The sequence below is a fragment of the Clostridium sp. LY3-2 genome (genome assembly GCF_024705715.1).
Lineage (GTDB): Bacteria > Bacillota > Clostridia > Clostridiales > Clostridiaceae > Clostridium.
Genome location: NZ_JAMDLQ010000015.1, coordinates 80735 through 100969 on the forward strand (window position 1 = coordinate 80735; position 20235 = coordinate 100969).

The 20235-nt window shown below is 27.5% G+C and carries 16 protein-coding genes; 6 read left to right on the forward strand and 10 right to left on the reverse strand.

Translation table 11 applies throughout. From position 1 onward, the window contains the following. Positions 1 to 17 precede the first annotated feature (17 nt). The 5 genes from M4I33_RS05095 to M4I33_RS05115 form a co-directional block, all read right to left on the reverse strand. Positions 18 to 1229 (reverse strand): ABC transporter permease, encoded by a 1212-nt coding sequence (locus M4I33_RS05095; RefSeq protein ID WP_257915800.1) that lies wholly within the window; start codon positions 1227 to 1229, stop codon positions 18 to 20. 2 nt (positions 1230 to 1231) lie between these two features. Continuing rightward, a complete protein-coding gene (locus M4I33_RS05100) occupies positions 1232 to 2119 on the reverse strand; it encodes an ABC transporter ATP-binding protein (RefSeq protein WP_257915801.1) in 888 nt (295 codons plus the stop codon). Between the two features lie 191 nt (positions 2120 to 2310). Next, the gene (locus tag M4I33_RS05105; protein ID WP_257915802.1) at positions 2311 to 3231 is read right to left on the reverse strand and encodes a S8 family peptidase; all 921 of its coding nucleotides are present in this window, start codon (positions 3229 to 3231) and stop codon (positions 2311 to 2313) included. 210 nt (positions 3232 to 3441) lie between these two features. Then, a complete protein-coding gene (locus M4I33_RS05110; protein WP_257915803.1) occupies positions 3442 to 4830 on the reverse strand; it encodes a glycoside hydrolase family 1 protein in 1389 nt (462 codons plus the stop codon). Between the two features lie 231 nt (positions 4831 to 5061). Continuing rightward, a complete protein-coding gene (locus M4I33_RS05115; protein ID WP_257915804.1) occupies positions 5062 to 5772 on the reverse strand; it encodes a GntR family transcriptional regulator in 711 nt (236 codons plus the stop codon). A 165-nt stretch (positions 5773 to 5937) separates the two neighbouring features. Here M4I33_RS05115 and M4I33_RS05120 point away from each other — a divergent pair, with 165 nt between their 5' ends. From M4I33_RS05120 to M4I33_RS05130, 3 genes are all read left to right on the forward strand, one after another. Next, positions 5938 to 7302, forward strand: coding sequence for a rhodanese-like domain-containing protein (locus M4I33_RS05120; protein WP_257915805.1), 1365 nt, complete (start codon positions 5938 to 5940; stop codon positions 7300 to 7302). A 21-nt stretch (positions 7303 to 7323) separates the two neighbouring features. Next, positions 7324 to 7752, forward strand: coding sequence for a hypothetical protein (locus tag M4I33_RS05125; protein ID WP_257915806.1), 429 nt, complete (start codon positions 7324 to 7326; stop codon positions 7750 to 7752). 127 nt (positions 7753 to 7879) lie between these two features. Then, positions 7880 to 8434 (forward strand): hypothetical protein, encoded by a 555-nt coding sequence (locus M4I33_RS05130; RefSeq protein ID WP_257915807.1) that lies wholly within the window; start codon positions 7880 to 7882, stop codon positions 8432 to 8434. Positions 8435 to 8450: 16 nt separating this feature from the next. On the opposite strand, the gene M4I33_RS05135 is transcribed toward M4I33_RS05130, so the two are convergent. From M4I33_RS05135 to M4I33_RS05155, 5 genes are all read right to left on the reverse strand, one after another. Then, on the reverse strand, positions 8451 to 8900 hold the full coding sequence (locus M4I33_RS05135) for a hypothetical protein (protein WP_257915808.1): 450 nt from the start codon (positions 8898 to 8900) through the stop codon (positions 8451 to 8453). Between the two features lie 223 nt (positions 8901 to 9123). Continuing rightward, the gene (locus M4I33_RS05140) at positions 9124 to 9375 is read right to left on the reverse strand and encodes a hypothetical protein (protein ID WP_257915809.1); all 252 of its coding nucleotides are present in this window, start codon (positions 9373 to 9375) and stop codon (positions 9124 to 9126) included. Positions 9376 to 9463: 88 nt separating this feature from the next. Next, entirely contained in the window at positions 9464 to 11335 is a 1872-nt protein-coding gene (htpG, locus tag M4I33_RS05145) for a molecular chaperone HtpG (RefSeq protein WP_257915810.1), read from the reverse strand. A 143-nt stretch (positions 11336 to 11478) separates the two neighbouring features. After that, a complete protein-coding gene (locus M4I33_RS05150) occupies positions 11479 to 13764 on the reverse strand; it encodes an EAL domain-containing protein (RefSeq protein ID WP_257915811.1) in 2286 nt (761 codons plus the stop codon). Between the two features lie 261 nt (positions 13765 to 14025). After that, the gene (locus M4I33_RS05155) at positions 14026 to 14697 is read right to left on the reverse strand and encodes an Ltp family lipoprotein (protein WP_257915812.1); all 672 of its coding nucleotides are present in this window, start codon (positions 14695 to 14697) and stop codon (positions 14026 to 14028) included. Positions 14698 to 15368: 671 nt separating this feature from the next. On the opposite strand from M4I33_RS05155, the gene dndB reads away from it, so the two are divergent. The 3 genes from dndB to dndD are packed head-to-tail and all read left to right on the forward strand — an operon-like array spanning position 15369 to position 20235. Then, entirely contained in the window at positions 15369 to 16460 is a 1092-nt protein-coding gene (gene dndB, locus M4I33_RS05160; protein ID WP_257915813.1) for a DNA sulfur modification protein DndB, read from the forward strand. Next, a complete protein-coding gene (dndC, locus tag M4I33_RS05165; RefSeq protein WP_257915814.1) occupies positions 16461 to 18089 on the forward strand; it encodes a DNA phosphorothioation system sulfurtransferase DndC in 1629 nt (542 codons plus the stop codon). Continuing rightward, the gene (gene dndD, locus M4I33_RS05170) at positions 18079 to 20235 is read left to right on the forward strand and encodes a DNA sulfur modification protein DndD (RefSeq protein ID WP_257915815.1); all 2157 of its coding nucleotides are present in this window, start codon (positions 18079 to 18081) and stop codon (positions 20233 to 20235) included. The genes dndC and dndD overlap by 11 nt, the downstream gene beginning before the upstream one ends.

Consider the following 20235-nt stretch of genomic DNA (forward strand, 5'->3'; position numbering starts at 1 on the left):
ATATTCTTTACTCAATATTATTTTTTGATTTCTTTTATAACTTTAAATACTGAAAGCTTTGTTCCGTAATGTAAGCTTCCTCTTTTGTAGATTTTTGCACTTACAAAACCTATTATAAATATATATAAAAGATTTAAGCCTATACTTAAAATAATTTCTAAAATTCCAACATTTGATAATATAATTCTCTCAAACATAACTAATGGTGAAGCAAATGGAATATAACTTAAAATTATAGCAGGAGTTGAATCAACATGATTTAAACACTGCATAGCAATAATAAATACAGCTATAATTATATAAGTAATTCCCCCTAAAGCACCGTTTGCATCTTGCATATTACTAGCAAGAGACCCAAGCGCACCGTAAAGAAGTGAGAAAGTTAAATATCCTATTAAGAAGAAAATGCAGAAAGTTATTATAACTTTGTAATCCACATTTGCACTTTCTAGAATCGAACTTGCCATACCTGAATTTTTAAGCATTAAAGATCCAGCCCCTATTAAAACTCCAAACTGAACTACTCCTACTGCACAAATTCCAAGGACTTTACCAAAGAATAATTCTAAAGGTTTTGCCATAGTTATAAGAGATTCCATAATTCTGTTTGATTTTTCTTCTAAAACTGACATAGCTACCATACTTCCAAGTCCTATCATACCACCGTATAACATAAATATTAAGAAGTACACTATCATCATTCTTCCACTTGAAGCATTTCCTTTTTGAATTACTTCAACGTTTGCAGGAGTCATTAACTTTTTATATTCATCAGGTTTTAAATTAAATTTTTTTATATCTTCTGAAACTTTAAAGTTATTTGTAATTTCATGCACTTTATCTTGAAGGCTTGAACTTGGTTCTTTATTTACATAAAGCTTACCTTCAATATTTTTTTCTGTTTCTACAACTAAAATTCCAACGTAGTCTGATTTATCTTCAGTTAATTTTTTTCTTTCACTATCTAATTCCTTTAGATTATTCCCTAAAATAAAATCATAATCTTCTGAATTAAATCTTTTTAAACTTTCTTCATTTAGCTTTTTAGTTTTAGAATCTTCTAAAACTAAAACTTTATCAGCCTTACCGCTATCAAAAACTTTAACTATTTTATCTAAATTTGAAAATCCAAATAAAAAAACAAGTGTTATTAAAGTAGATATTATAAACCCTTTATTTCTTACAGCCTCTTTAAATGTAAAAGAAAATATAGTAAAAAATCTCTTCATTATTAATCACCTAGCCTTTCTATAAATATGTCATTTAGGCTTGGCTTTTCAAAATAGAAACTATCTATTTCAATTCCTTTTTCTATCATTTCTTTTAAAAGATTTCTTCCTTTTTCTAAATCTTTTAAATCAACAACATATCTATTTTTTTGCTCTACGTATGATAATTCTTTATTATCTAAGATTTCTTTAATATCAAAGCTAGTTTCTATAACTAAATCTTTCATTCCGTATTCTTCTTTTATTTTTTCTAAGTTTCCTTGAAGTATAGACTCCCCGTCTTTAAGCATAACTATTTCATCACAGAATTCTTCAACATCCGCCATTCTGTGAGAACTAAATATTAAAGTCTTTCCTTTTTCTAATAGCTCCCTTATAACATTTTTAAATAACTCAACATTTACAGGATCTAGTCCACTAAATGGCTCGTCTAAAATTATAACGCTCGGATCATGCATTAAAGCAACTATTAATTGAATTTTTTGCTTATTACCCTTTGATAGAGTTTCTACCTTTTTATTTAAATAATCTTTAATCTCAAATTTCTCAAGCCAAAAATCTATAGTCTTTAACCCCTCGCTTTTGCTTACACCTCTAAGGCTTAAAAAATATAAAAGTTGGTTTTTTACAGTGTACTTTAAGTAAAGACCTCTCTCTTCTGGAAGGTAGCCAAAGTCAGCTTGATTTAACACCTTTTCGCTGCCATCAAAAAGTACTTCCCCTGAATCACTTTCAATAATATCTAAAAGGATTCTAATCGTAGTAGTTTTTCCAGCTCCATTTCTTCCAAGAAGTCCCAAAGCTTCTCCTTCTTCTACCGCAAAGCTTAAATTATTTAAAGCTTTTACGTCTTTGAAGGATTTACTAATATTTTTTACTTCAATTCTCATTTTTATCCCCCTTTTGTTTTATTTTCCATTTGATTGTAACATACATTTATTTTTTTATCATAATTAGCTCATATTTTTAATCATTTATTAAAAAAATTCAAACCTTTTTGATATATATTTATTAAAAGAGTATAATAATAAAAACAAATTGACAAAATAAAAAGATGCGAAATTCTTCGCATCTTTATTTTCTATCTTAAACTACAATATACTAGCCCTTTTCCTTGAAAAGTTCTAGGTGCCTCTAAAGACACAGTGTTTTTTATAAGCTCGCTATAGATTTCATCTTCTGTAAATCTTCTTCCAAACTCTACTTTTGACCACTCTATAATAAGAGCAATTACACCAGTTACAAAGGGAGCACTCATACTAGTTCCCGTTAAAAATGCAAATCTGTTTTCTGGAAATGTAGATAAAATATTTACACCCGGTGCAACAACATCTACTTCTTTATTAGAATTTGTAAAATTAGCTATGCTTTTGTTATTATCAACAGCACCAACACTTATAACTTCGTTGTATGCACTAGGATATAATAGTTCATCTGTATCACTATTTCCGTCTCCTAAATTTCCAGCTGCACAAACTACAGAAATCCCTAAGCTATTCGCTATCTTTATAGAATCGTGAATTTCCTCTACTTCATTAGGTGACCCTAAAGAAATGGATATAATATCTACCTTTTCCTCTATAGCAAATCTAAAAGCTTTTAGAAAGCTATCTATGCTTCCTGTTCCGTTACCTTGTACAACCTTTAATATAATTAATTCACATTTAGGAGCTACACCTAAGGCGCTACTTCCTATAATCCCTGCAACGTGAGTTCCGTGGCCATTATAATCTTTAAAGATATTTTCATCAGAGTTATCATCTTTAGTAAAATTTTTCCCTAAAATTATTCTATCTCTTAAATAAATATTATCAAAGTCACATCCACTATCTAAAACGGCAATTTTGACTCCTTCTCCAAAGTAACCTATTTTCCAAAATTCATTTACATTTAGCATTTCTAAACCGTAAGCTGACTTTTTTATAGTTTCTTTTGGAAGGCTTGTACTAGGCTTTACTATAGCTTGCATGCTTGTATCTACAATCTTCATTACATCTTCCATAATATAAAACTCCACACAGCATAAGCTCTTTTAATATATTATATGTATTAAACTTAAAATAGGTTACATAATTTTAGTTATAATAAAAAATAAAAGGTGCTTTTCATAAAAAATTCTATGAAAGGCACCTCTTTGCAATATAAACCTTCTAGTAACTATAAATCTAGAAAGAATTTATCAAATTTAAAATAATATTTACTGATATTATATCTAAAAACCATTATTTAAAGAAACTTCTTTTATCCATCTTCCTGATTTTTTGATAGTTTTAATTTGATTTTTTAAATTTACTGATATAAACCCATATCTGTTTTTGTAAGCATTACACCAAGACCAACAATCTATAGGAGTCCAAGTGTGATATCCGAAGCAATTTGAACCTTCTTCTATCCCTTTGTGAAGAAATTCTAAATGTTCTTTATAGAAATCTATTCTATAATCGTCTTCTATAACTCCTTCGTTATTTATATATCTTTCTTCGCCTTCAACTCCCATACCATTTTCTGATATAAACCAAGGTATGTTGTTGTAGTTTTCTTTTATATTTATAGCTATATCATACATAGCTTCAGGGTAGATTTCCCAACCTCTATAAGGATTCATCCTTCTGTTTGGCATCTCGTAATTTTCAAAGTATTTATCTGGCATCCAGTTTCCTTTTAAATCTAAGTCTTTTTCACGTGCTTTAACTCTTCTAGGCTGATAATAGTTTACTCCTAAAAAGTCTACAGTGTTTTCTTTTATTATTTTTAGTTCTTCTTCTGTGCTTTCAAAAAGAACTTTATCTTTCTTTAAAACATCTAATAGTAATTTAGGGAACTCTCCTTTTACAGCTGGGTCTAAGAATGAGTTATTAAAAAAGTCATCTGCAATTTTACTTGCTAAAAGATCTTCTTTACTATCACTTCTAGGATAAGCTGGAGTTAGATTTAAAATTATTCCAATCTCCCCATCTAAATTATCTTTTTTAAATTCTTCTATTACTTTAGCTGAAGCTAAATTTAAGTTATATAAAACTTGAACTGCCTTTTTACCGTCTACTAGTTTTGGATAATGGAACTGATATAAATACTCTCCTTCTACAACAACTATAGGCTCGTTAAAAGTAGTCCAGTATTTAACTCTATCTCTAAAAAGTTCAAAAGCAGTTTTTGCAAATTTACAAAATAAATCTACTACGTGTTTAGACTCCCACCCTCCGTACTTTTCGTAAAGTTCTATAGGAAGGTCAAAATGATGTAAATTCATAATTGGAATCATATTATTTTTAATACATTCATCTATTACATCATTATAAAATCTAACTCCATCCTCGTCTGCTTCTCCTGTCTCAAAATCTTTAATAAGTCTAGTCCATTGAATAGATGTTCTAAGTGAATTTAAACCTATTTCATTTAACATCTTTAAATCAGATTTATAACTATTATAAAAGTTAGATGCTACGTTTGGTCCTACTCCATCAAAGAATAGTTCTGGTTCTGTATCAAACCAATAATCAAAAACGCTATCATGCTTTTTATTAAATCTTCCTTCACTTTGAGGTCCTGATGTTGCTGACCCCCATAAAAATCCTTTTGGAAATTCTAATTTTTTATTCATAAACTTAATCCTCCTAAATTTAAACCTATCTATTTATATAATTTAAACTTCATAACTTCGTGATATTTTATTAATACCTTTAATGTAATCCGTTACACTAACTATATATTAAATTATATTCTTTGTCAACAAAAGATATGTCTTTTAATTTATTAAAATATATTATATATCTTTTTTTAATGTTTTACAAATTAGAAAAAGTGCAGAACTAAAATCAGTTCTACACTTTTATTAATTAACACTTATACTTTTAAATTCGAATTTATCTCCCCTATGTCTTGATTTAGAATATTCGAAAGGCTGTCCTGTATCTAAATAAGCTACTTGTTCTACTTCTAAGATAGGAAGTGGCTCATTAATTTTAAGCTTTTCTTTTTCTAAATCTGTAGGAAGAGATGCCCTTATTGTTCTGTGGGCACTTTTTATTTTTAAGTTTAAACTTTCTTCAATATATTCGTAAAGAGATCCTTTAATAGTATCAATCTTTAAGCCTGGGATTGTATCTATTGGCATATAAGTATATTCAACTACATAAGGCTCACCGTCTGCATACCTTGCTCTAACTATATAATAAACAAAGTCATCTTTATTTATCCTAAGCTTTTTAGATATTTTTTCATCTGGAGTTATTACTTTAAATTCTACTATTTCAGAAGTTATTTTTGCGTTTTTGAAAGTTCTTGAAAACCCTAAAAACTGATTAGATTCACTTATACTTGTAAATTCTTTTTCTGTTATATCTTTTACAAAGCTTCCAGATCCTCTACGTTTAACAACTAATCCCCTAAAAACTAAGGTATCCATAGCTTTTTTTATAGTAATACGGCTTACACCATAATGCTCACACATCTCTTTTTCTAAAGGTAATTGATCGTTAGGTCCATATTTTCCTTCTTCAATCTTTTTAATTATATCTTCTGCTATTTCTTCATATTTAAGCATTTTTACTTCCTCCACATAAACTATAAATTAATTATAACATTTAATTATGTAAAGTTATATCCTTTATGGGGAATGCTAATATTTAAATTAAAATATTTTGATTTATTATCTTAAATCTATAAAGTATAATGTAAATATTGGTTTACAAACCAAAGGAGGATTAAAATGCTAAAGAAAACAAAATACTTAACATTAATTTTAACTATTTCTATTTTAGGAATATTTTTAGTTTCTTGCACTTCAAAAGATGATTCAAAATCTCCTGAAGCTCAAACTAAAACTATAACTACTTCTGAAGTAAAAGAAAACTTAGGGAAAGATAATTGGGTCGTAGTTGATACTAGATCAAACGATGCTTTTAACGGTTGGAAGTTAGATTCTGTATCTCGCTCAGGTCACATAAAAGGTGCTACTGATTTTTCAGCGCTTTGGCTTGATGTTTCAGATAAGGACAAAGACGAAAAACTTGATAAAACTCTAAAAGATAAAGGTATAACACCTGATAAAAATATAGTTTTATATGATGCTAACTCTAAAGACTCTAAAAAGATCGCAGATTACCTTTCTAAAAAAGGTTATAAAAATATCTATACTTATGACGTTAAAGAGTGGGCAAAGGATAAAAGTTTACCGATGGAATCATTTGAAAATTACCAGTTATTAGTTCCACCAAGCTTTGTAAATGACCTTATAGAAGGTAAAAAGCCAGAAACTTTTAATAATGATAACTTTAAAATATTTGAAGTATCTTGGGGAGATTTAGACCACGCTAAAGATTACAAAGATGGCCACATAAAAGGTGCAGTTCACATCAATACAGACGAGATAGAATCAGCCCCTCTTTGGAGCTTAAACTCTGATAAAGATTTAATTAAGTTTGCTAAAAATAACGGCATAACTAAAAATGATACAGTAGTTTTATATGGCGCTGACCCTATGGCTTCATACAGATTAGCTGCAATTTTAACTTATCTTGGAGTTAAAGATGTTAGAGTCTTAAATGGAGGAACAGCCGCTTGGACTAATGCAGGTTTACCTATGGAAACTACAGTAAACCCTAAAAAACCTGTAGATTCATTTGGTTCTGATAAGCCTTTAAAGAAAGACTATATAATAGATATAAATAAAGCTAAAGAAATCTTAAACGGAAAAGACTCTAAGCTTGTAGATATAAGATCATACGACGAATATATCGGAAAAACTTCAGGTTACCCTGACCTTTCAGAAAAAGGAAGACCAAAAGGTTCAACTTGGGGTAAAGCTGGTTCTGATGCTCACCACCTAGAAGACTATAGAAATATAGATAACACTATGAGAAATGGTGATGAAATACTTGCTATGTGGAAATCACTTGGAATAGATCCAAATGAAAAACTTGCCTTCTTCTGTGGTTCAGGTTGGAGAGCAGCTGAAGTTACAACTTACGCAAATGTACTTGGGCTTAAAGATATAGCTTTATATTCAAACGGTTGGTACGAATGGTCTTCAGATAAATCAAACCCTACTGAAACAGGAGAACCTACTAAATAATTATTAGAAAAGAGTGCTTAAATGAAAAACAAAACTAAAAGTATTTTATATTCAATATTAACCTTTTTAAATATGGCAGTTTTAATAAGCTTACTTATTTTAAATAATTTATCACAAAGTAAGATGGGTGTTATGAGATACTTAGTTTATACTAGGTATAATTACCCAAAAACCTATTTTACTAAAAGCTTAACTGCATTTTATCAAGGTGTATTAGTTTTAATAATAGCTTTTATTATTTTCTTAATAGTAAAAAAAGTTAAAACTAAAAATTATAATAAACCTTTTATAATAAATTCAATAATAGGAATAATCTTTTGCCTTTTAGGGATTTTAATTTATCATATCCCTAGTCTTAAAGAGATTTTAATTTATTATTTCTTATGTATCGGTTTATTTCTAATTTCAATATTTGAATTTTTAAAATTGCTTATAATTTCAAAAAGATAAACTTTGCGCAAGGCTCGTACCCTTGCGCTTTTTTATTAATTAAATAGAAGTTTTATATTAATTATATTTCCAAAATATGTTATAATTTATTCATTAAGTTTAGGGGGATAGCAAAGGGGGCTCTGCTATGAAAAAAATAATAATTGCACTTTTAATAATCTTATCAACTATTTTACTATTTAATTATGTAAAAAAAACTGATAAAACTATCTATGGAAATAACGATAAAGAGATTTTAGAAGCTTTAAACTCTGATGAAATGCTAGGGGGTATTTCTAAATCTAATATTACACTTTTAGATACATTAAGTATTGAAGATACTAAAGTTACTGGGTTCTATTCAGATAAATCTAGCGGTTATATTTCTTTTGAAAAAAACAAATTAAATGATTATGTTTTTAAAGAAGCATCTGCTTACGATCATAAAGTAGACGGGTTACAAACTTATCATTACTGCATTAGGTTTAATCGTAATGGTAAAAATAATTTAGGACTTGTTTTCATTAAAAATGTTAATGATAATATCAGCTATGCAGAAGTTTCAGTAAATAATGAAAAACCTATAAAAATAGATTTTAAAGATAAGTCTATGGCTTTAGTAGATTTAAATAAAGAAACAAAAGAGTCTAATATAACTGTAAAGTATTTTGATAAAGATTCTAAATTAGTAAGAGAAGGCTAAAAAAAAGAAGCATGTATTATGCTTCTTTTTCTTTTAATTCTTCTTTTCCTTCTTTGTCTGATTTTACTACTTTTACGTATTTTATTAAAAATAATATTCCAGATAAAAGTAATGCAAGACCTAGTCCTGTATAGAAAAATGCTATAAATGTGTCAGGAACTAATCCAGAATATCTTAAATAAATTCCTCCACCCATCATAACTGCCATGATTATATATGATTTTAAATCAAAGAATTTATAAAAGTATTGTTTTTCTTTATAATCTAAAATCCTAACAACGTGTTTTTGTACCATTTTATAAAATATCATTCCTAAGAATATTGAAAATACTACTACTGATAAAATAATATTTAAAATTGTAACGTGATCTTTATATGCTATAACGCCAAGTCTTACTATATTAAAACCTGCGATACTCCAAACTATTCCTGCTATTAATATAAGATAATTTTTATGCACTTTCATTTTTATCATCTCCAAATTTTTATTCAATTTAAATATATTATTATTTAATATCAATTATTATTAAATAACCTTCTATTCTATTTTAATTTATTCTTTTATAAATTTATAGTCCTTTTTTAATTAATTTTCAAATAATTAATATTTATATAACTCTATTTTTAACAAACAGGCAAAAAAATAATAGACCAAAATAAATATTTTAGTCTATTGTCTAATTTACTCTTTATTCTGTGCAATTTTCATTAGCATAACTACTTGCAAACACAGTTTCTACTAAAACTAATCCTTTAATGATTTCTGAATTTTGAAATTCTAACCCTTCTGCAAGAAGTAATAAAAATAATCCTATTAAAATTATAAATAGCTTCTTTTGTCTTCTTCCATCCCCAACTAAAATTTTCTTATAAAGTGGCTCTAGTATTTTATCTAATAGTAAAGCTAATACGATTAATACTATAAATTTTATTATAAACATACTACACCCCTATTTAATTGTATAATTTTTACATATAATTGTAAATAAAAACCCTGTAGTCTAATTAAAAACTACAGGGCAAGATTTACTATTTCATTAACTTACAGATATCATTTGTAAATTCAACTGGGTCTTCTATATTTAAACCTTCTACTAATAACGCTTGGTTGTATAAAAGATTTGTGTAAAGGCTGAATTTTTCTTTATCACTTTCCATAGATGATTTTAATGAGTTAAATACTTCGTGGTTTGTATTTACTTCTAATATTCTTTTTGCTTTAAGCTTTTCGTTGTTTGGCATAGCATTTAAGATTTTTTCCATCTCTATTGAAAGTTCTCCTTCTGATGAAAGGCAAACTGGATAATTTTTAAGTCTATTAGACGCTCTAACTTCTGTTACTTTATCTCCTAAAGCTTCTTTCATCATAGAGAATAAATCTTTGTTTTCTTCGTTTTCTTTTTCATTTTCTTCTTTAGATTCAATTCCTAAATCTCCGCTTGAAACTGATTTAAACTCTTTTTCTTTGTAGTTCATAAGAACTTTTATTGAGAATTCATCTATATCTTCTGTGAAGTATAAAATTTCGTATCCTTTGTCTAAAAGCATCTCAGTTTGAGGCATTTTTTCTATTCTTTCGTTTGATTCTCCAACTGCGTAGTAGATATATTTTTGATCTTCTGCCATTCTTTCTACGTACTCATTTAAAGTAACCATTTTCTTTTCTTTTGAAGAATAGAACATAATTAAATCTTTTAAGTCGTCTTTATTCATTCCAAAGTCATCATAAATTCCGTATTTAAGTTGTCTTCCAAATGATTTATAGAATTTTTCGTATGCTTCTCTATCGTTTTTAAGCATAGATTCTAATTCGTTTTTGATTTTGTTTTTAATGTTTTTAGCTATACGGCTAAGTTGTCTGTCGTGTTGAAGCATCTCTCTTGAAATATTAAGTGAAAGGTCAGCTGAATCTACTATACCTTTTACAAATCCAAAGTAATCTGGTAAAAGCTCTGAGCATTTTTCCATTATTAATACTCCATTTGAGTAAAGTTCTAAGCCTTTTTCGTATTCCTTAGTGTAATAATCGTACGGAGTATTTTCTGGAATATATAAAATTGAGTTGTAGCTTATCATTCCATCAACACTTATATGCATATGTCTTAAAGGTTTATCAAACCCAAATCTTTTCTCAATGTAGAAGTTATTATAATCTTCATCTGTTAATTCTTTTTTGTTTCTTCTCCAAAGTGGAACCATACTGTTTACAGTTTCTTCTGAAACTTTTTCTTCGTATTCATCTTCAGTTCCTTCTTTTAATTCTGACTTAACTATATCTAATTTGATTGGATATCTTATAAAGTCTGAGTATTTTTTAATTAAACTTCTTAATTTATATTCTTCTAAGAATTCATCATAATTTTCGTCTTCAGTATTTTCTTTTAAGTGTAAGATTACAGAAGTTCCTATATTTTCTTTCTCAGCGTCTTCTATAGTATATCCGTCTACCCCGTCAGATTCCCACTTATAAGCTTTGTCTGAACCTAAGGCTTTAGATATAACAGTCATCTTATCTGATACTAAAAATCCTGAATAAAAACCTACTCCGAATTGACCTATTATATCAAACCCGTCTTTTAATTCATTTTCCTTTTTAAATGCTAAAGATCCACTTTTTGCTATAACACCTAAGTTATCATCAAGTTCTTCTTTAGTCATCCCTATCCCTCTATCTTGGATAGTTAAAGTTCTCTCTTCTTTGTTTGGGACGATTTTAATAAAGTAATCATCTTTATTAAAAGTAAGGTTACTGTCCTCTAAAGTTTTGTAATAAACCTTATCTGTTGCATCGCTGGCATTTGAAATTAACTCTCTTAAAAATATCTCTCTGTTTGTATAGATTGAGTTAATTACAATGTCTAATAATCTTTTTGATTCTGCTTTAAATTCTCTCTTTGACATCTTGAATTACTCCCCTTCAATTAAAATATTCTATGTGTTAGCACTCTCACCCTTAGAGTGCTAATCCCTAATAAAATATATAACACTATTCCTAATTAATGTCAACTCTATAGAAAAAAAGCTATACTAAAAATAGCATAGCTTTAACTCTTATTTATAAAATCTTTTAATTCATTAATCATTATTGGTTTTGAAAAATAAAACCCTTGGAAGTAGTTACAGCCTATCTTACTTAAAGCTTCAAACTGCTCTTTTCTCTCTACTCCCTCAATAACAACATTAAAGTCTAATTCTTCCCCGATTTCTTTTATACTGTTTATAATTCTATACTCATTATCTACAGCATCATCTAAAATAGTCTTATCTATCTTTAAAGATTCTCCTTTAAATTTCTTTAAATAAGCAAAGGATGTATAGCCTGTTCCAAAGTCATCTAAAGATAACTTAAATCCGTAAAGCTTTAATAAATCTAAATTCTTTAAAGATACTTCCTCTTCTTCAATCATAACTGATTCAGTTATCTCTATACAGATATCCCTGCATTTAAGATTATTTTTTTCAACTATCTTCTTAGCTTTAAATGCAAAGCTTGGCTCTAAAAGCTGAATTGCAGAAACATTAACGTTAAACACAACATCATTTATTCCTGATTCTTTAATTATTTTAATATCTTTGCAAAGCCTATCTATAACAAAATAACCTATTTTAATTATTTCTCTAGTTTCTTCAGCTATTTTTATAAACTTATCTGGTGGAACAAACCCTAGTTTTTTGTTTTCCCACCTAATTAAAGCTTCTGCTTTAACTACTTTTAAATCCCTATTTACTATAGGTTGATATTTTAAAAACAATTCATTATTTTTTATAGCTTCTTCTAACTCTATAGATATAGTTTCCCCTTCCTCTGATTCCTTATATCCCTTATCATCAAAAAATGCTAATTCATCACTAGAACCTTTCTTTTTGTTTGTATACATCATAAAGTCACTTTTCTTTATAAGATCGCTTAAAGTATTACCGTCAGCTGGGTAAATTGCTGCACCTGCTGAAAAAGTAACCAAAAGCTTTTTATCTAAAAGTCTATTTTCTTTAAAAACTTTAAAAACATTATTTTTAAAGAAACTTTTAAGTTCCATCTTTGAGGTATAATTTTTATATAAAATTACAAACTCATCTCCTGAAACCCTAGCTAAAACTCCTCTATTTTTAAGTGCTTTAGATAGCATTTTAGAGAACCCTTTAAGGTAATCATCTCCTGCTAAATGGCCGTAAACATCATTTATATTTTTAAATTTATTTAAATCTATAAATATAATTGCAAATTCCCTGCCCTTTTTAGACTCTCTATTAAATTCTTCTAATAAGCCTTTTCTATTTAAAACCTTAGTTAAAGAATCATATAAAATATACTCCCTAGCTTTTTCATCTATAGCTTCATCAAAGGCATTAACTATAAAATCTAACTGCTCAAAACCTTTTTTACTTTCAAACTTTTCTTCATCATATTTATTTAAATAAACTAAAATATTTTTAAGCTTATTTATATTTAAAAGAAGAGAACCTAAAATTTTCTTTTTAACTACGATAAATGAAACTAATGTCAATAAAATAAATACTACAAACATAACTAAATTAATGGTGTTTACATTACTTATAACCCTGTGAATAGTAGAAGCATTACTATTAAAAGCAAAAAGCATGTTACCATTATCTACTATATGAACACCTTTTTGACTTTTAATCTCATCTAAGGTTTTAATTCCGCTATAGTAATCGTAGTATTTGCCATCAAGCAATTTTATAAACATCTTTACATTACCATCGTCTCCGTAAAGATCTCCCATATACCTTGTGAAGGTATCCATATATGTATTTAAAATTACACATCCTAGAACCTTATGATTTTTATCCTTAATGAAAGATACAATGGAGATAGTATATCTATCATTAAAGTAATCTCTATGCATAGGTGTAATTATAACTTTTTTACCTTCCATATTTTCTTTAAAAGCTTCTTCAAACCAAGGTCTACTTACCATATCATAATCTTTGTGGTATCCGTTTGAGCTATATAGTTCTTTTTCTTTATCATCAACTACATAAAGAGATTCTGCAAAGCTTATAGTTGTAAGTAAAGCTTTAGCATACTTTACATTACTCATAATACTCTTTTCTTTTTGTTCGTGAGACCCTTTTTTATTAAGTAATTTAATAAGCTCTTCATCAGATGCAAAATCCGAAACAAGCTCCTCTAAACCATTAAAAGTACCATCAGCTAATTTAGAAATCTGTTTGCTGTAGTTTACGTAGGACTTTTCGTTTATATTATTCGTTATTATCCTCGATGCTAAAAAGTCACCAATTAATAAGAAAGATACTAATATTAGATTTATTGTAAAAAAAGTCTTTAAATCTTTTAATATTTTCAAGCTTAACTCCTCTCGCTTTCTTATTATAATATCGTTATTTAAAATAATAATTTATTCACCATACAATATGATACCAAATTTAATCATATTTTTTATAATTTATCAAAATTACTAACAAAAATTTAATGGTAATTCCAAATTTATCATTATTAAGTCCTATTTTTTATTAATTAAACTAAAAGATTAGGATAATACTACTAAAAGTATTATCCTAATCTTCTTCTAAAATATATTTTTTAATATTTTGCTTCTCTAAACATCTTACTTTAATTTATCTACAGCATATTTTGCTTGGTCTTTTGTGAACTTTTCACCATGCTGCGATATTAATTGATCATAAATTGCGTTTGGAGACATATTCATACTGTCTTGATAAGTCTTTGCTTTTTTAAGAGCATTTTCTTTCCAGTCAGCTTCTACGTTATCTACAGCGTACTTTGCTTGGTCTTTTGTGAACTTTTCTCCGTGCTTTGAAATTAATTGATCGTAAATTCCATCTTTAGACATATTCATAGTATCGCTATAAGTTTCTGCCTTTTTAAGTGCGTTTTCTTTCCAATTAGCTTCTACATTATCTACAGCGTATTTTGCTGCTTCTTTAGAGAATTTTTCTCCGTACTCTGAAGTTAATTGATCATAAACTCCGTCTTTAGACATATTCATAGAATTACTATATACTTTTGCTTTTGCTAAAGCTGATTTATATTCAGTAGGAACTTTTTTATCTTCCTCTTTTTCTTTTTTCTCTTCTTTAGGCTTTGAAGTATCTTCTTTTTTAGTATCACTTGCAGGCTTGTCCCCTGTAGCTACTTCTTGTTTCTTTGAAGTGTCTGGTTTTGGATCTTCAGACATAGCGCTACCTACTCCCCCTAAAAGAATAACAACAACTACCCAGAACCAAACTCTCTTGTAAAGTGGTTTACCATTTTTCATTATTAATTCCCCCTATATAATTAAAGTTTAATCACCTAAATAATAGCAACATTTAACATAAAGTTCAATAATTTAGCATATTTTGTTCATCTTTTTTAGCCTTATTTTTAAAGTTTTTCATATAAAAAAGTTCAACTAAATTTTTAGCTGAACTTTTATTATTTTTGACATATTATTTAACTTCTTTAAGAACTATTCCTTCCTTAAATCCGCCTCTTTCTTCTTTCTTTTCTAATTATACACCTTACCTTATTTTAATATTTTGTTATTTCCCGTGATATAACTTCTCAACTTTCTATATGTTCTTTCTTGGATCCAATTCTATATTTCTATAGTTTTTCTTAACTTAGTTATTAATCCCATTCAAATCTATCCTTTAATTCTATTATAGTCTTATTTTAATATCTTGTTATTTCCCGCTAATAGAAGTTCCTACCTTTTTATATGTTCTATATTAAATCCATTTAAATTATTATATGAACTTCCCCTAACCCTCATTATATCTAGTCTTTTCCTTAACTTATCTATTATAAATTTTTATTACCCTACAAATTTACCTTTTAATTCTCCTCTAGTCTTATTTTAATATTTTGTTGATTTTTTGTTTAAAACATTTTATATCTTTGTTATAATTTAATTTGATTATTACGTACGTAAGGAGGTTATTTAATATGAAAAATAATTTTTTCTACTCGTTCCCTGCTTTAAGAGGGAATCAAGCTAACAGAAATTTCTTTGTTATAATGTGTCCTTTATCGATACTTTCAAAGTTATTTATTTTTAATGATAGTGAACTTCCTCCTGAATACAGAGCGCAGAGAATTTTAAATAAAAATAGAATTCCTGATATTGCAAATTATATCGTTAATAATAGTAGCGATTATGTGTTTTCATCCCTTACTGCTTCAATTGATGGTGAGTTTGAATTTTTGCCATTAGATAAATCTTTTGATGAAAACATAGGAAATTTAAAAGTTTCAATGGATAGTCGATTACTTATAAATGACGGACAACATAGAAGAGCTGCTATTGAAGAAGCTTTAAAAGCTAGTCCCGAGCTTGGTGATGAGACAATCTCGGTTGTATTATTTATAGATGAAGACCTTAAAAGAAGCCAACAAATTTTTGCAGACCTTAATAAGCATGCTGTAAATGTTTCTAAATCAATAGGAATACTCTATGATTCTAGAGATCCAATTGCTTTAATTTCAAAGGCTCTTTTAGATGAAAATAAAGAAATAAATTATTTTACTGATAGAGAAAATCCATCTTTATCTAAGTTTTCTAATAAACTTTTCACTTTAAGTAGTATAAACGAAACTAATAAAAAGCTACTTAATAAACTTAACTTGCCAGATGAAGATGCTAAAAAATTAGTCTTTGATTTTTGGGATGTTTTGTGTAAAAACATGAAAGAATGGAGCTTTGTGTTCAAACACGAAATGAGTGCTCACTCTTTTAGAAATGAGTATATTAGTTCAAATGGAGTTGTATTAGAAGCTCTTGGTTTAGTTTGCAATTATCTTTATAAAAATTCTAAATCAGATTGGAAAAAAATCTTATCTAACATAAGTGAAATAGACTGGAATAGAGCTAATCTTAACGATTGGCAACATAGAGTTATAGGTTCAACTGGAAGAATAGTTAAAAGTGCAACCTACGTTAAATTAACTCATAACTTAATTAAACAAAAATTAGGCATTTCACTAAATGATGAAGATTTAAAAATAGAAACCGCATATAGAAAGAAGAGGGAAAAATAAATGCCTAATAATAATTTGCTCGATATAGAAAAACCAATAATAGAAGAAATGACCCGTGTCTATAAAAATGACTCTAGACCTTGGGTAATTGGATATAGTGGCGGTAAAGATAGTACTACAGTTGTTTTACTTGCATTTAAAATGCTTCAATCTTTATCTCCAAAAGATAGACATAAGGCAATCTATGTTATTTCTTCTGACACATTAATAGAAAATCCTGTAGTATTGAATTTTTTAGTTGATAATTCAAAACTTATACATGAAGGTGCTGAAAAACTTGGACTTCCTTTATATACTGATATGATTCACCCTGATTATAATAATACTTTTTGGGCTAATGTTATCGGAAGAGGATTACCTACTCCTACATCTATAAGATTTAGATGGTGTACTGAAAGATTAAAAATAAAACCTTCTAATAAATTTATTGAAGATAGAGTTAAAGAAAATGGTGAAGTTGTAGTTCTTTTAGGAGTTAGAAAATCTGAAAGTATTGCTAGAGGAATAAGAATTAAAAATAGAGAAATAGATGGTTATCTTTTAACACCACACGTTACTCTTCAAAATACTTATGTTTATAATCCAATAGTAGATTTAACTACAAATGATGTTTGGGATATACTTCTTCAATCAAATAAAGGAATAACACCTTGGGGAACTAACAATAAAGATTTATTCGACCTTTATATGGGCGGTGACGGTGGAGAATGTCCTTTTACTGTTACTAATGATTCAGAAACTCCATCTTGTGGTAATTCTAGGTTTGGATGTTGGATCTGTACTGTTGTAAAGGAAGATAAATCATTAACTGGATTTATTAAAGGTGGAGAAACAGAGTTACAACCTTTACTTGATTTTAGGGAATGGCTATTAAGTATTCGTGATAAACATGAGTATAGACAACAATACAGAAGAGATGGAAATCATTATTACAAAAAAATTTATATAGATAAATTACCTTTATTAGAAAATTACATAATAGATAAGAATCATTTGTTCTTTGATGAAGAAAATAACGAAGGTTATATTGACTTAGTTAGATCTAAAAAATCTGAAGAACTACTTGCTAAAACTTCAACTAATAAAGATAAGGTATTCCTTGAACTAATTCCAACTATAGAGTTAGGTGAAGACATAAAATTAGATGAAACTAAAATAAAAACTGATTCTACTGGTGACTTTATAAATGTTGTAGGTTATGGACCTTTCAACTTCAAGGGAAGACAACTTATTTTAGAAAAATTACTTGAAACTCAAGCAAAAATCCATGAAGCTTATGACTTTAATTTAATTTCTATTGAAGAATTAGAAGCTATAGATAAAATCTGGGATGACGAAGAAGATTTAACTAGAAGAACTCTTGTTGATATTTATTATAAGAAAACAGGTACTAGACTTCCTTGGGATGACTATAAAAAACCTATTTTTGATAATGATACCCTAACTCAAATATCTAATCTTTGCGTAGATACAGATATTCCAGAAGATTTAATAAAGAGATTGCTTATAGAAACTAACAAGTATAAACATTTTACAAATAAAACTATACTTGATAAATCGATAACCAAGCTATTAAATCAAAAGCGCTTACACAAAAGTTTAATTGAGGAGATAGACCATGATAATTAATAATATAACACTTAAAAATTTTAGATCATATGAAGATGAAACTACCTTCTCATTTACACCAAACGGTGAAAAAAATATAGTTTTAATCGGTGGCGAAAATGGTGCTGGTAAATCAACTCTTTTCGAAGCTATAAAATTATGTATATACGGGCCTACTACCTACGGTTATTTAGGTCACAACTATAATTATCAAACAAAAATTAAAAATAATATTAATGATAATGCATTTAAAAATGAGGATATTGAATCTTTCATAGGATTAAGTATTTCATTTAAAGAAGGTACTAGAATAAAAAATTATTACTTAAAGCGTAGTTGGAAATATCAAAAACATAAACTTCTTGAAAAATTTGATGTTTTTTTAGAAGACACAGAACTTTCAGATGATGATAAACTTTATTTTGATAAATATCTTAAATCAGTTTTACCACCTTCACTTTTTGATTTCTTCTTTTTTGATGGAGAGGAATTAAGTGATTTCTTTGTTGGAAAGTCATCAAGTTCTAACTTAAAAGAAGCTGTATTAGAATTATTTAATTATGATACTTTTGATGTCTTAAAGAAACAATTACTTTCATATCAAAGAAGCAAATCAAAATCAAATCAAAAGATTGAAGAAATTAGAGATAGATACGAAGCTATCTTATCAGAAGTTTCTGAAATTAAAAATGATATTGAAGCTTTAAATGAAACTATAAAAAATAACGAAACAGTTTTAGATGATTTATATATAAAACGTGAAAAAATTGAAAATGACTTTAGAAATAGCGGTGGTATTTTTGAAGATGAAAAAGCTAAACTTAATTCTGAAATAAATAAACTAGAATTAGAACGTTCAGACATTAATCAATACATTAAAAATTTCTGTAACGATTTATTACCATTTTTATTAATATCTAAATTACTAAAGAAAACTAAAGACCAAATTCAAGAAGAAGATGCTCTACTTTCATTTAATAGCATTAGTCAAAAATTATCTGGTGATGTAGTTAAAAACACTTTAACTAAACATTTAAGCTCACCTTCTAAAATGGATTATGAGGAAATAGCATTGACTCTATTAGATGAAATGTTTAAATTTGATAAAATTGACTCAGTAGAAAATATTCTTGAATTATCTATTGAAGATAAAAATAGTATAAATCATTTGATAAATAGTATTTTAACTAAAGATAAAGAATTTAAATCATCTATAAAAGATAAGTTTAATAGGCTAAAAGTAATTAAAGGAAAACTAAAAAAATTACGTGATCTTTTAAATTCTTCAGTATCTGATGAGTTATTAGATAATTACTTAGAATCTTCTACTATTGTTAATACTGAGATTACAGAAACAGAAAATATAATTGCTGCCTCTAAAGCAACTTTAGAAGAAAAAACTAATCAATTATCACAAAAAGATTACCATTTAACTAGAGCTAAAAATGAATATACCTCTCTTGTTCAAAATAATAATGTTTTAGAAATGTCTTCAAGTATCATAGAATACTTAGATAATTTACTTAAAAATATTACAAGAGATAAGATAGATACTATTGAATCAGAATTTATAAATATTTTCAGTAAAATTATTAGAAAAGATAATTATGTAAATAGTATTGTTATAGATGATTCATTTAACTCTACTCTTTATATTAATAAAGAATATGATACAAATGAAATTTTAAATATATTAACCCACTTAGGCTTTGAGGGTACTATTAAAAAATATGGTTCGAAGTTTATAGATGATCTATTTAATAATTATAGTGTATCTAATAATAATGAATTAAAAGAAAAACTATCATCTATTCCACTTGCTCAATTTATATCTGTTAGCACTAAGGTTAATATAAATGATTTCTCAAAAGGAGAAAAGCAAATCTATATACTTTGCTTAATATGGGCAATAATTAAAAGCTCTGGAGTTGAAATTCCGTTTATAATAGATACTCCATATGCTCGTATAGATGAGACTCACAGAAATGCTTTAACTACTACTTACTTACCTAATATAAGTAAGCAAGTTATTATCCTTTCAACTAACAAAGAGATTGATAAAGATCTTTATAAAGTTGTAAAACCTTACGTAAGTAACGAATATTTACTTCTTTATAATTCTAACTTAAGAAAAACTGAAGTTAAAGATGGATATTTTGAGGTGTAA

Excerpts from the sequence above, each read along its gene's own strand:
- M4I33_RS05095 (WP_257915800.1), bottom strand. The coding sequence starts at position 1,229 with ATGAAGAGATTTTTTACTATATTTTCTTTTACATTTAAAGAGGCTGTA.
- M4I33_RS05110 (WP_257915803.1), bottom strand. The coding sequence starts at position 4,830 with ATGAATAAAAAATTAGAATTTCCAAAAGGATTTTTATGGGGGTCAGCA.
- dndD (WP_257915815.1), top strand. The coding sequence starts at position 18,079 with ATGATAATTAATAATATAACACTTAAAAATTTTAGATCATATGAAGAT.
- M4I33_RS05155 (WP_257915812.1), bottom strand. The coding sequence starts at position 14,697 with ATGAAAAATGGTAAACCACTTTACAAGAGAGTTTGGTTCTGGGTAGTT.
- M4I33_RS05125 (WP_257915806.1), top strand. The coding sequence starts at position 7,324 with ATGAAAAACAAAACTAAAAGTATTTTATATTCAATATTAACCTTTTTA.
- M4I33_RS05130 (WP_257915807.1), top strand. The coding sequence starts at position 7,880 with ATGAAAAAAATAATAATTGCACTTTTAATAATCTTATCAACTATTTTA.
- M4I33_RS05105 (WP_257915802.1), bottom strand. The coding sequence starts at position 3,231 with ATGGAAGATGTAATGAAGATTGTAGATACAAGCATGCAAGCTATAGTA.
- dndB (WP_257915813.1), top strand. The coding sequence starts at position 15,369 with ATGAAAAATAATTTTTTCTACTCGTTCCCTGCTTTAAGAGGGAATCAA.
- M4I33_RS05140 (WP_257915809.1), bottom strand. The coding sequence starts at position 9,375 with ATGTTTATAATAAAATTTATAGTATTAATCGTATTAGCTTTACTATTA.
- dndC (WP_257915814.1), top strand. The coding sequence starts at position 16,461 with ATGCCTAATAATAATTTGCTCGATATAGAAAAACCAATAATAGAAGAA.
- M4I33_RS05135 (WP_257915808.1), bottom strand. The coding sequence starts at position 8,900 with ATGAAAGTGCATAAAAATTATCTTATATTAATAGCAGGAATAGTTTGG.
- htpG (WP_257915810.1), bottom strand. The coding sequence starts at position 11,335 with ATGTCAAAGAGAGAATTTAAAGCAGAATCAAAAAGATTATTAGACATT.
- M4I33_RS05100 (WP_257915801.1), bottom strand. The coding sequence starts at position 2,119 with ATGAGAATTGAAGTAAAAAATATTAGTAAATCCTTCAAAGACGTAAAA.
- M4I33_RS05120 (WP_257915805.1), top strand. The coding sequence starts at position 5,938 with ATGCTAAAGAAAACAAAATACTTAACATTAATTTTAACTATTTCTATT.
- M4I33_RS05115 (WP_257915804.1), bottom strand. The coding sequence starts at position 5,772 with ATGCTTAAATATGAAGAAATAGCAGAAGATATAATTAAAAAGATTGAA.